At 44.3% G+C, this 12,654-nt stretch carries 7 protein-coding genes; 4 read left to right on the forward strand and 3 right to left on the reverse strand.

Going from position 1 to position 12,654, the window contains the following annotated elements; genetic code table 11:
* The first annotated feature begins 2 nt into the window (after positions 1-2).
* From FRZ54_RS16485 to FRZ54_RS16495, 3 genes are all read left to right on the forward strand, one after another.
* On the forward strand, positions 3-1,607 hold the full coding sequence (locus FRZ54_RS16485; RefSeq protein WP_147032679.1) for a SusD/RagB family nutrient-binding outer membrane lipoprotein: 1,605 nt from the start codon (positions 3-5) through the stop codon (positions 1,605-1,607).
* A 97-nt stretch (positions 1,608-1,704) separates the two neighbouring features.
* A complete protein-coding gene (locus FRZ54_RS16490; protein WP_228462519.1) occupies positions 1,705-5,019 on the forward strand; it encodes a VCBS repeat-containing protein in 3,315 nt (1,104 codons plus the stop codon).
* Positions 5,016-6,368: a vanadium-dependent haloperoxidase gene (locus tag FRZ54_RS16495; protein ID WP_147032680.1), complete on the forward strand. Its 1,353-nt coding sequence runs from the start codon at positions 5,016-5,018 to the stop codon at positions 6,366-6,368. Before FRZ54_RS16490 ends, FRZ54_RS16495 begins: the two co-directional genes overlap by 4 nt.
* A 126-nt stretch (positions 6,369-6,494) precedes the next feature.
* On the opposite strand, the gene FRZ54_RS16500 is transcribed toward FRZ54_RS16495, so the two are convergent.
* The 3 genes from FRZ54_RS16500 to FRZ54_RS16510 all read right to left on the reverse strand — a co-directional run bounded on the left by FRZ54_RS16500 (position 6,495) and on the right by FRZ54_RS16510 (position 10,783).
* Positions 6,495-8,630 (reverse strand): glycoside hydrolase family 97 protein, encoded by a 2,136-nt coding sequence (locus tag FRZ54_RS16500; protein WP_147032681.1) that lies wholly within the window; start codon positions 8,628-8,630, stop codon positions 6,495-6,497.
* 154 nt (positions 8,631-8,784) lie between these two features.
* Positions 8,785-9,171, reverse strand: coding sequence for a response regulator (locus FRZ54_RS16505; protein ID WP_147032682.1), 387 nt, complete (start codon positions 9,169-9,171; stop codon positions 8,785-8,787).
* A gap of 220 nt (positions 9,172-9,391) precedes the next feature.
* The gene (locus FRZ54_RS16510) at positions 9,392-10,783 is read right to left on the reverse strand and encodes a Gfo/Idh/MocA family oxidoreductase (protein WP_147032683.1); all 1,392 of its coding nucleotides are present in this window, start codon (positions 10,781-10,783) and stop codon (positions 9,392-9,394) included.
* A 291-nt stretch (positions 10,784-11,074) separates the two neighbouring features.
* Between FRZ54_RS16510 and FRZ54_RS16515 the strand changes: the two genes are divergently transcribed.
* On the forward strand, positions 11,075-12,637 hold the full coding sequence (locus FRZ54_RS16515; RefSeq protein ID WP_147032684.1) for an alpha-amylase family protein: 1,563 nt from the start codon (positions 11,075-11,077) through the stop codon (positions 12,635-12,637).
* Positions 12,638-12,654: the final 17 nt, after the last annotated feature.

Genomic DNA, 12,654 nt, shown 5'->3' on the forward strand with positions numbered 1-12,654 from the left:
ACATGAAAAAACGACTTATATATAGTTGCCTCGTAATGGCGGGCGTTTCTCTTAGTGTTGGATGTACGAAAAACTTCGATAAACTAAATACTAATCCAAATGCTACGAGCTCGAGCCTGTTCAATCCAAACTTCCTGATGTCGCAGGCTCAAATACAGTTCTCAAATACCGGTTATGACCAGTTGTTGTATCAAAGCATGTGGTCGCAATCACTTGCCGGTACTTATAACTACTATAGCAACGGTGATAAATATGTATACGGCGGAAGTTTCCAGGATTATAAAAGCCGTACCTGGAACACAAGCTATGGAGCTGCTACGCTGGTTTATGAAATGAAGAATTTAGTGGCCGGAAATGCAGCTTACAGTAATCTTGACAATTGTGGTAGCATATTATTGGTAATGATGTTTGAACGGATTACTGATGCCTATGGCGACATTCCTTATTCGCAGGCGTTGCAGGCGAAAGCAGGTGTTTCTCAGCCCGTGTTTGATACACAAGAGAGCATCTACAAGGATATGTTAGATAAGCTTGCTACAGCAACAGCTGCACTTGACGCGACAAAAGCGGCGCCTACCGCCGACTTATTTTATGGCGGTGATATATCGAAATGGAAAAAGCTGGGTTATTCATTAATGTTAAGGGTTGCCATGCGCTTAACCAAAGTCGATGCAGCAACTGCTCAGAAATATGCTGAAATGGCTTATGCCGGCGGAGCTATGTCCTCGGTTGCTGACGACGCCAAAGTATATACCGACTACTCCAATGGCAACGGTAACTCGGATGCTGCAGCTTTGTTGGTTACCGACGACTTTAGGGAAGTTCGCTGGTCTGCAACATTGATGAACTATTTACAATCGACAAACGATCCGCGCATAAGCGCGGTTGGAGAAGTGTCTGCTGGTACCGGTAAGGCGGCTAACCAAAACGAAGCGCCTGGCGTTAGTACAGCTGCCTTGCAAATTGGTATGCCGAATGGTTACGATCAGAATGGCGGCGCCACTGATATATCACACGCCCCAAATTACCCTGGCACGAGCCCGGCCGATCCTTCCGTAAGCGGAGACGCTGCGGCACCAGATGGTAAGTATTCACGTCCCCGTTTTGCGGTGTATGACGACCGTAACAGGGCGAACTATATTATTACCTATGGGGAGACCGAGTTGTTATTTGCAGAAGCAGCTACGTTGGGTTGGAATACCGGAACAGCAGCTACGCACTATGCTAATGCGCTTACTGCTGATATGCTGACGCTTGCTCAGTTGAACAAAACTGCACAGGCTGTTGTAGACCCAACTGCTATAACCACTTATGTTGCAGCGCATCCGCTGGTTCCCGCAACTGCATTGCAGCAGATCAACATGGAGTACTTTGTAGAAACATCAACTACTTTCAACTTCAACGAAACCTGGGCCAACTGGAGGAGATCGGGCTTCCCGGTACTTACTCCTGTAACTTACCCGGGTCAGTTTACTGATGGTAGTATCCCAAGAAGAATGGAATATCCTGTTAGTCTGCCGTCAACAAATGGCGCAAATTATAACGCTGCTGTTGGTAAACTTACCGGCGGCGATCTATTCACCTCCAGAGTTTGGTGGGATAAATAAGACGATCTAATTATCAGGGAGGGAGACAATATTGTCTCCCTCCTTATTTTGTTAAATTTACAGGCGTTTCTTCTTTTATATATCAGATCAACAGGTTATGATGGGTGCTGCTATTTCAATTTTTTCCAGGTACGTTTCCAAGATCATTTTAATCCCGGCATTTATAAGTTTAAACAGCATCGCTGCCTATTCCCAACAGCCCTTATTTAAGCTCCTGTCATCAAAAGAAACTGATATTAAATTCAGCAACGATATCAATGAAACGGAGTCGCTAAATGTATTGTCGTACGAATATTTTTACAATGGCGGCGGGGTTGCTGTAGGCGATATAAACAATGACGGTCTGCCCGATATATTCTTTACAGGTAACATGGGTGCAAACAAACTGTACCTGAACCTGGGGCAAATGAAGTTTAAGGATATCACCAAAGATGCCTGCCCCGATCTTTCCGGCCGGAGCGGAAGCTGGAAGACAGGCGTCACTATGGCTGATGTAAATGGCGATGGGTTGATAGACATTTACGTTTGTTATTCGGGCAAAACGAGTGATGATGCCCGCCGTAATCAGTTGTTTATTAACCAAGGGAACAATAAATTTAAAGAAGAGGCGAAAGCTTATGGGTTGGACGACCCAAGCTACAGCACCCAGGCTGTTTTTTTTGATTATGATAACGACGGGGACCTTGATATGTTCCTGTTGAATCATAATGTAAAAAAGATAGACAATATGGAACTGGCAAGGTATAAGGATCAGACCGATGCTCTTGCAAGTAATAAGTTGTACCGCAACGATGGTGGGCATTTTACCGATGTTTCCAATAAAGCTGGTATCGTTCAGAATCCGCTTACATTCGGCCTTGGAGTAGCCATAGCGGACATCGACAAAGACGGCTGGCCCGATATTTACGTTACCAACGATTATAACGAGCCGGATTATTTATACATCAATAATCACAACGGTACTTTTACCGAAAAATCGGAACAACTATTCAGGCACATGTCCCACTTTTCGATGGGTGTAGATATAGCCGACTTTAATAACGACGGGTTGCCGGATGTGATGACACTGGATATGCTACCGGAGGACAATCACCGTCAAAAATCACTTCAGTTAGAAGAAAACTACGAGTCCTTTGCCCTGATGCAAACGCAGGGACTGTATAAACAATATATGCGGAACATGCTACAGCTAAATAACGGCGATGGCACATTCAGCGAAATAGGGCAATTGGCCGGATTATCCAATACCGATTGGAGCTGGTGCCCGCTTATTGCCGATTTTGATAATGACGGCTATAAGGATATTTTTATCAGCAATGGCTATTTGAGAGATTATACCAATAAGGACTTTTTGCGTTACTGGGGCGATTATAAGATAAAAAAAGCTGTTGCCGGCGAGCCTTTCTTATTGATGGACCTGGTTAAGGCCATGCCTTCAACAATACTTCCTAACTACATTTTTAGGAATAACCATGATCTGACTTTTTCAAATAAACAGACAGAATGGGGTTTAAATGATGGTTCAGTTTCAAACGGCGCTGTTTACGCCGACCTGGATAACGATGGGGACCTGGATTTGGTGATCAATAATACCAATCAGCCCGCGTCGGTTTATCAAAACATGAGCCGCGAAAACAATCATACCAATTACCTCGCCGTAAAATTAAAGGGGGCTGCGAAAAACACCGATGCCATAGGTGCAAAGGTTTATGTATATACTCAGAAAAATCTACAGTACCAGGAAGTTAATCCCAACAGGGGATACTTGTCCTGTGTTTCAACCACATTGAACTTTGGATTAGGAAATAATAAAACGGTTGATTCTGTTCGCGTCATCTGGCCCGACCAAACTTCCGAACTCCTGACTTTTGTTAAGGCAGATCAATTATTAACAATTACTTATCCCGCCGCTTCAAAACCTTATATGCCTGTAGCTGTCGCTGTTAAGCCTATATTTAAACGTTCTGATGCCCTGATCGACTTTAAACCTGAAGATATAACCATCAACGACTTTAAACGACAGTTGCTGATGTTATTTATGTATTCAAAAACATCACCGGTAATTGCCAAAGCCGATGTAAACAACGACGGGTTAGAAGACCTTTTTATAAGTGGCGAACAGGGCAGTCCGGGCACAATATATTTGCAGCAACCGGGAGCAAAGTATAGAATTGTAAGACTTACCAGGGGCAGCAATGAAAATATTGGGTCGGTATCAGCCGCCGTCTTTTTTGACGCTAACGGGGATGGAAACCCTGATCTGTACATAGCTAAAGGTGGTTATTCGCTGTATGAGCCCAATACTCCTGATTTGCAGGACGAATTGTACCTGAATAATGGCCAGGGTGGCTTTGTATTATCACCAAACGCATTGCCGGTGATGAATGCTGACAGCAAATCGTGTGTCAGACCATGTGATTTTGATGGGGACGGTGATATTGATCTTTTCGTAGGTGGCAGGGTTATACCTGGTCAGTACCCGGCTGCACCTGAAAGTTACCTGCTTATAAATGACGGCAAAGGAAAATTTACCAAAGGAAAAATGGCGTTTGATAAATTAGGTATGGTTACCGATGCGCAATGGGTTGACCTTAATAAAGATGGCCGCAAAGACCTGGTTGTCTGCGGCGAAATGATGCCCATCTCATTATTTGTTAATACGCCTGCCGGCTTCCAGGATAAGACAACTGATTATTTTGGCAAACCGCAAAGTGGTTTTTGGTTTTCTATGGCTTTTGCGGATGTAAATGGCGACGGGGAGCCCGACCTGGTAGCTGGTAACCTGGGTTTAAACTCACAGGTGCGTGCATCTGAAAAGGAACCTGCCGAGCTTTATTATGCCGATTTTGACAACAATGGTTCCATCGACCCATTCTTTAGCTTCTATATACAAGGTAAAAGTTATCCGTTTGTAAGCCGCGACGAGTTGAACGAACAAATGTATTCTATGCGCAAAAAATTCCCTTCATATAAGGTGTATGCCGACGCTACGATCAATGATATTTTCAGCCCTGAGGAGCTTTCGAAAGCCGGGAAATTAGTTGTGAATACAACCGAAACAACACTCTTCATTAATCATGACGGAAAATTTACTCCTGCCCCGTTGCCTGTGGAGGCCCAATTTTCGCCGGTTAGCCAGATAGTTACAGGGGATTTTGATCACGATGGCTTTACGGATATACTGATGTTGGGTAATCATTCTGATAACCGCCTTAAATTGGGAAGTTTCGATGCCAATTATGGTTGCCTGTTAAAAGGAGACGGAAAGGGAGGGTTTAAATACATTGATCAGCCTGCGTCCGGACTATCGGTTATTGGAGATGTAAAATCAGCGGTTGAAACCAGTATCGGTAATGCTATTTATTTACTGGTAGGGCTCACCGATGGGCCGTTACAATTTTATAAAGAATGAAAACTTGTTTTAAATTAGTTTTGATAACAGTTTGGGCCTCACTGGCTATGCCTTGTTTCGCCCAGGACGATCAGAACGCTTATCCTGATTATCTGCGGCCCGATCATGCCATCAACTCCAATACGATGGTGATGATACATGATGTAACAAGCCCGCCCGTTGCTGCGCGTTATTATGCCTATTGTATGCAGGGGGCCTACAATATCGTAAGTGCCAATAATAAACATATTCCTCCTTTACAAAGTTTTATCACAAGCTATCATCCCGATAATACGCTAGACACGATAAGTTACAAATATGATTATCGCGTAGCTGCATATTACAGCATATTGGAAATTGGCAGGCAATTGCTGCCTTCAGGCTATATGTTAAAGGATGACCAGGATAGTTTTGTCGAGTTTCTTCAAAGATTGGGGATAAAACAAGATATTATTGACAATTCGATAAAGGTTGCAAAGCTGGCGACGGTATCTATCGTCAATTTTTCGAAAACAGATCATTACAATAAACTGAGCACGCTTAAAAGGTATACACCGCTAAAAGGGGATGCCTATTGGTATCCGACTCCTCCGGGATATTTTGAAGCTGTTGAACCTAACTGGAAAACCATTAAACCGATGCTGATCGATTCGGCAAACCAGTTCCGGCCGGCAGCGCTTACACCTTTTAGTAAAGATACCGCTTCAGTTTTTTTTAAGCATGCCAAAGATGTTTATGATATATCAAAGCACTTAACAACCGAACAAATTAATATAGCCCTGTTTTGGGATTGTAATCCGTTTGCAATAACCACATCGGGCCATATGATGATCGGTTTTAAAAAGATAAGCCCCGGCGGGCACTGGATGAATGTAACAGGGCTAACCTGCCGCCAGGCGAAACTCAGTTTCGATCAGACCGTTGAGTCTCTAACCATTGAAGGCAGTACGATCATGGATGCCTTCATCAGCAGTTGGGATGAAAAATATCGCAGCAACCGCATCAGGCCTGAGACTTATATCAACCGGTATATGGATGTCAAATGGCGCCCGATTTTACAAACGCCGCCATTCCCTGAATATACCAGTGCACATTCTGTTATTTCCAATGCCTCGGCGGAAGTGTTAACTTATTTATTGGGGGATAATTTTTCGTACACTGATGTTACCGAAATACCTTTTGGAAGCGGACAGCGCTCGTTTAAGTCTTTCCGCGATGCAGCTGCCGAAGCTTCGGTCTCTCGTTATTACGGTGGTATACATTATTTAGAAAGTGTGAACAGCGGTGTGACCGAGGGGCAAATGGTTGGAAATTATGTGGTTTCCAAAATAAAACAAGCTGGCATTACGCCGCAAAATGAAAAAAAATAAGCGGAAAATCACCGCGTAAAGACGCTTCTGGTCGTGAGATAACCTGAGGTTTAGTTGATAAGAAGCCCTGGCAATGCCGGGGCTCTCTTTTTATATCATTTCCCAAATGATAAAACTATATTGTATCTATTTGTACTTTTTCAACCCCTTATCTGTAGTAGTAACGGGTTTGATACTTATTGCCGCACCACCGCCTTTTGCAAGCGTTAGCTTGACTTTGGTATTTGAATCAACAAGGTATTTGGTGATCTTATAGGCTTCCGGGTTATCCTTCCAGTCAGCATTATCTGCATCAGCATAAACAGTGGCAACATATTTAGTGCCTTTATCAAGGAAGTTAAGAGATATGGTGCTGCTTCTGCTGTTCTCATCTATTAACGCACCGATGTACCAGTCGGGTGTGTCTTTTGCTTTACGTGCCGTCGTGATGTAATCGCCGGGTTCGGCCTCTAATATTTTGGTATCGTCCCAGTCAACAGCTACATCTTTTATAAACTGGAATGCATCCATGTGTTGCGCGTAATTCTCTGGCAGGTCGGCAGCCATTTGAAGTGGACTGTACAATACCACATATAAAGCCAGTTGCTTGGCTAATGTAGTGTGTACCTGCCGACCGGGAACGTTGGAATAACCTTTTATTTTGAAAATGCCCGGTGTGTAGTCCATCGGCCCGCCGATGAACCGGGTAAACGGCATTATGGTCTCATGTTCGGGCGTATTGCCTTCGGCAAATGCGTTGTATTCGTTACCGCGGCTTGCTTCACTTGCCAGCCAGTTAGGATAAGTACGCTGTAAGCCGGTTGGCCGCACAGGCTCGTGGGCGTCGAGCATGATATGGTGGTCGGCCGCCTTTTGTGCTACCCTGAGGTAATGTTCGATCATCCATTGCCCGTCGTGATGCTCGCCGCGGGGGATGATCTTTCCTACGTAACCCGTCTTAACTGAGGTATAGCCGAACTTATTCATGAAGCGATAAGCAGTATCCATTTGTCGTTCATAATCCGTTGCCGAACCTGATGTTTCATTATGCATAATGATGTTAACACCTTTTGATGCCGCATAGCGGCTAAGTTCCTTAACGTCAAAATCAGGGTAGGGGGTCACGAAGCTGAACACATGTTCTTTCCAATTGCCAAACCAATCTTCCCAGCCGGTATTCCAGCCTTCTACCAAAACGCCGGCTATACCGTTAGCAGCAGCAAAATCTATATATTTTTTTACATTGGTTGTGTTGGCGCTATGCCTGCCATTTGGTATTAACCGCCCGTACGCATCCAGCGTGTCGGCATCGTTGGCGTAATTCCAGGTGCTTTTTCCGGTCTGCATTTCCCACCAAACGCCAACGAATTTCATGGGTTTTATCCACGACGTGTTCTCAATTTTTGATGGCTCGTTTAGGTTCAGTATCAATTTTGACGAAAGTATATCTGCTGCCTTGTCGCTTACAATAATGGTTCGCCAGGGCGTTTTGAAGGGAGCATGTACATAAGCTTTGTTGCCAACGGCGTCAGGAACGAGATTCGCGGTGAGGCTGTAATTACTCCGGTCAACATGCAATTGCATGGCCGGAAAGTCGATCAGGGCGGCCTCATGAATATTAATGTAAAGACCATCCGCACTCTTCATCATCAAAGGGGTTTGTACGGCGTAACGATCAGGTGCTACGCGCACGGCGATGGATGTTGCGGCGTCGACAACAGGTTTGTTGTCAATCTCGCTTAATTTAGAGGTGGTGTACAAGTATTCGTTGCTGTCATAATCACCAGGGATCCAAAAGGTTTTGTGATCGCCGGCCATGTTGAAGGAGGTAAGCTCGTTTGAAACTATAAAATATTTTAAGCCGGTCTGTCGCGGAAATTCATACCTGAAGCCAATGCCATCAGCAAATACCCGAAAGATGATATTCATTAGTTTATTCGAGCCCTTTTGTTTCAGGTGAATAGTAAGCTGGTTGTAATGGTTACGGATGCTGCTAACCTCGCCCCAAACAGGTTTCCATGTATCGTCAAATGATGACGTTTCTGAACCGGTTATTTCAAAGTTTTTATCAAAGGCGCTATTATCGGCTAATGTAAAGCCCAATGCGGATGGTTTAATAACGATCTTGTCGGCATAGTAAACTGAATAAAGGGGCCTTCCCTCGTTGTTCAGGGAAAATTCGAGGCTTACCTTTTCCAGACTCGTCTTCAGTGATTTGTTATCCTGTGATTGTACATTATACACTAAGCTCAGCGATAACAAAAAAGTAGTAATCAGTTTCATCAAATAGATGTTAAACAGTTAAATGGATTTGGTTGACTAAAAAATGTAAGCCTGGTTTGTTATCGGACCGCTAAAATATAAAATTATTTAGTAAAAAATAGTCGCTCCCGGCAAGTACGTGTAACAGAGGGAAAAATCAGGAATTGGTTTGGGTTCAGGCTATGCTGATGCCTTCAAATACCTCTTTCATCACAGGTTTTGAAATAAAAGTGGTGGCAAATGGATAGGTTTTAGAACGGTCGATGTCGCGTGGATCTATCGAAGAGGATACAATGTAGATATTGACATTCTTTTTCAGGCTTTGATAAATCTGTTGAAAACGATTCAAAAAATCCCAGCCGCTGAAACGGGGCATGTACAGGTCGACGAAAATGTAATCAGGTAATGAGGTAGTCTCGGAACTTTTCTCCTCCAGATAGTCAAGTACCGCCTCGCCATCCATGCTATAAGTGGCTTTGTTTGAAAGTTCGCTATGTTTAAGCGTCATTTGAACTATCTTATGAAAGATAGGTTCGTCGTCTATCAAAATCAGCTTGCTCATAGTTCATTTAATAGGGTGGCGTAAGTACGAAAATACGATACTAAGTTAAGTAATTAAACATCAATAAGTTAATAAATATTTATCAACATTTTTTAACTCTGATGAAAAAATTGAACCTGAACGAATTACAGTGCTTATATAAAGTAAGATATCGTAAAAGATGCATAATATACCTGTAATATTAGCCTGCAGCGATCCTGTTTTGCTATAATAAGTTGTATCAGACCAGTTTCATATTTACAGGGTCCCAATGGATCACTTTGTTCTGGAAATAGCTTTCGTTACAGGCCAGTGCAGGTGCCGCTGCCCTAAACCCAAATATTGCATCTTCAACTACCGGTTTGCCTGTGCGCATGGAATCGAAGAAATTCACGAAATGGTCGTGGGATGAATCGGAACCTTCGGGTTGATGGTAAGTCGTAGTTTCGGATTTTGGTGTTTGTTTATCAGCGTCTGAATATTTTTTATTGTAATCGTCGGCTATAGCCTGCTGCATTGCTTTTGGATAAGTATCGAACGAATCCCAGCCGCCGTAACCAGGTGCTACCGGCATTTTGTTTTTATGTATGGTGAAACCCGTATCATCCGAAATATCGATAACACCTTCGGAGCCAACAAACCGCGTGTAACCAACCTCGCCTTCGCCGCTTATAAAGTTAACCTGCAGTGATACCTGGAAAGCGGGGTGCTCAGGGCTATCGGGATAATGGATGATGGCGTTCATTACATCCGGAACATTGCGCCCGTCTTTCCAGTAAACCAGGTCGCCAACGGAATAGATCTTGTCCGGCCCTTTGGAATTTGTTATAAAATGGATGCCCGAGATCAAATGCACAAAAAGGTCGCCGGCAACACCGGTACCGTATTCCCTGTAATTTCTCCAGCGGAAGAACCGGTTACTATCGTACGGAAGTTTTGTGCCCTCCGGCGCCTGAAAGGTATCCCAATCGACGGTTTGCGGAGATGCATCAAGCGGGATGGTGTACTGCCAGGCACCCAGGGCACTTTGCCGGTTAAATGATGCCTGGATACTGTTTAACTTCCCGATAGCACCTGCCTGGTAAAGTTCTTTAGCTTTGGCAAATGCCAGGCTGCTTACCCTTTGGCTGCCTACCTGGAAAACCATTTTTGTTTCCTGCTGCACTTTTATTTCGTTAAGCCCTTCGCTAAGCAAATGCACCATAGGCTTTTCGCTGTATACGGCTTTGCCTTTTCGCATGGCGGCTTCAGCTATACGGCTGTGCCAGTTATCGCTTGTGGCTATCACCACTGCGTCGATGTCCTTGCGGTCGAGTATTTCGTGAAAATTCCTGGTAGTAAACAGGTCGTTGCCGTAAAGCTCTTTGGCGCGCGTTAACCTGCCGGTATACAGGTCGCAGCAAGCAGCAAGTTCAACACCGGGTACACTTAAAGCAGCACGGGTATCGTTAAAACCCATTATGCCCATGCCAATTGTAGCAATACGGATCTTGTCATTAGGCATTACACGCTTTTGCGCCTGTAATATCCTGCGTTCATGCTCTTCCTGCGCGGCCAGAGAGGTGAGGCCTGCTGACGTAAGCACTATTGTACTGCCTAATTGTTTCAAGAATTTCCTGCGGTCGGATGCCATGACTTTTTTGTTTGATTAAAACCCGTAAAATTTACAATTGATGATGCTTTACCGTGAAGCAACGGCGCATTTAGCTAAGCAAACGCAATATATAAAGTTTGATCAGCTCTTTTCCAAATTAATTAAATTTAATTTGCAAGCAAAAGATTTACCGATTTTGTTAATTTCACCTGCCAATTTTTTCCCCTGATGAACAGACGTCATTTCGTAAAACTATCCACAGCCACAGGTGCGGTGCTTATTTTTAATCGCTTAACCTCCTATGCGGATACTAATCTTCCAGTAGTCAATATGCCCGACGAAATTTGGGGGAAATCGGGAACCAATTGGTTTAAGCTTAAATCATCAAACGGATCGGTATTTACTTATAAGGATATCCGGGTTAGACTCAGTCACAACAGCGGGGCGTTATCAGCCTTTGTTTCGTCACCGGCGATGGAATTGAATGCAGTACGTGCCAAATGGCGCCATCAAGAGGCTCCTTTGGTTAAAATATTTGGTGACCATTGGGAACGCTCGTATGGTGACCTGCAATGGACATTGAATTATATCATGAAAAAGTGCCCGTGGTACATGATGATCAATGACGGGATATCGACGACAGGATATGGTGTGAAGACCGGCTGTAACACGATATGCTGGTGGGCCCTAACCGGTAATTCGATCGAACTGGTTATGGATACCGCTTCGGGTGGAGTGGGGGTGCAGTTGGGACAACGCGAACTGCACGCGGCTGATATTATTACAACAAAAAGCGCCCATGGTGAATCTGCATTTGCAACAACGCAGCGTTTTTGCAAAACGATGTGCCCAAACCCGAGATTAACGCAAAAACCTGTTTACGGTATTAACGATTGGTATTTTGCTTATGGCAATAATTCGGCTGAACTGATAAAGCAGATAACTGGGTTGATGACCGACCTGGCGACAGATACCGGTAACCGGCCTTTTTCGGTGATCGATGCCGGTTGGGCCACGTACTCGCCTTTGTTACCGGGCGATGGCGGTTTTATGGATGATTTTTCCAAACCGAATGAAAAATTCGGAGATATGACCAAGATGGCCGATGATATCAAGAAACTGGGTATGCAGCCCGGTTTATGGACCCGGGCGCTTTGTGCCAAACATGATGATCCAAAAACCTTATTACTGCCATCCATCCCCGGCAGGGATGACCCAAAGTCGCCTATACTCGATCCGACCATTGCTGAAAATACGGCGCGAGTGAAACATAATATCTCGCTGTACAAACAATGGGGCTACAAACTGGTGAAGCATGATTATACTACCTATGATATTATGGGCAAGTGGGGTTTCCAGATGACGGACACACTTACTGCGCCGGGATGGAGTTTTTATGATAAAACAAAAACGACAGCTGAAATAATGAATGAGCTGTACGGCGCTATTCGCGAGGCGGCCGATGATATGTATGTTATAGGATGCAATACGGTGAGTCATTTGTCGGCAGGTGTGTTTGAATTGAACCGTATAGGCGACGATACAAGCGGGAAGCAATGGGAGCGAACGCGTAAAATGGGGGTAAATACACTTGGTTTCAGGATACCGCAGCATAACGCTTTTTATGCGACTGATGCCGATTGTGTGGGCCTTACCAATGATATCCCCTGGGAAAAGAATAAGCAGTGGATGCAATTGGTAGCTGAAAGCGGGACGCCTTTATTTGTTTCGCCAGATCCTGCGGCACTGCACGAAGAACAGAAAGCTTTTATCAAACTAAGTTTTACCCAGGCAGCCAAAGTACAGCCAACCGGCGAGCCGCTGGACTGGATGAATAACCAGTTACCGGCAAAGTGGAAGCTGAATGGGAGAGAGGTGGATTTTGAGTGGTAATAAGAAGATTTCGACTA

It is taken from the genome of Mucilaginibacter ginsenosidivorans, from assembly GCF_007971025.1.
GTDB lineage: Bacteria > Bacteroidota > Bacteroidia > Sphingobacteriales > Sphingobacteriaceae > Mucilaginibacter > Mucilaginibacter ginsenosidivorans.

Bases quoted from the DNA above. Each gene is read 5' to 3' on its own strand.
- FRZ54_RS16510 (WP_147032683.1), bottom strand. From the start codon at position 10,783: ATGGCATCCGACCGCAGGAAATTCTTGAAACAATTAGGCAGTACAATA.
- FRZ54_RS16485 (WP_147032679.1), top strand. From the start codon at position 3: ATGAAAAAACGACTTATATATAGTTGCCTCGTAATGGCGGGCGTTTCT.
- FRZ54_RS16495 (WP_147032680.1), top strand. From the start codon at position 5,016: ATGAAAACTTGTTTTAAATTAGTTTTGATAACAGTTTGGGCCTCACTG.
- FRZ54_RS16515 (WP_147032684.1), top strand. From the start codon at position 11,075: ATGCCCGACGAAATTTGGGGGAAATCGGGAACCAATTGGTTTAAGCTT.
- FRZ54_RS16505 (WP_147032682.1), bottom strand. From the start codon at position 9,171: ATGAGCAAGCTGATTTTGATAGACGACGAACCTATCTTTCATAAGATA.
- FRZ54_RS16490 (WP_228462519.1), top strand. From the start codon at position 1,705: ATGATGGGTGCTGCTATTTCAATTTTTTCCAGGTACGTTTCCAAGATC.
- FRZ54_RS16500 (WP_147032681.1), bottom strand. From the start codon at position 8,630: ATGAAACTGATTACTACTTTTTTGTTATCGCTGAGCTTAGTGTATAAT.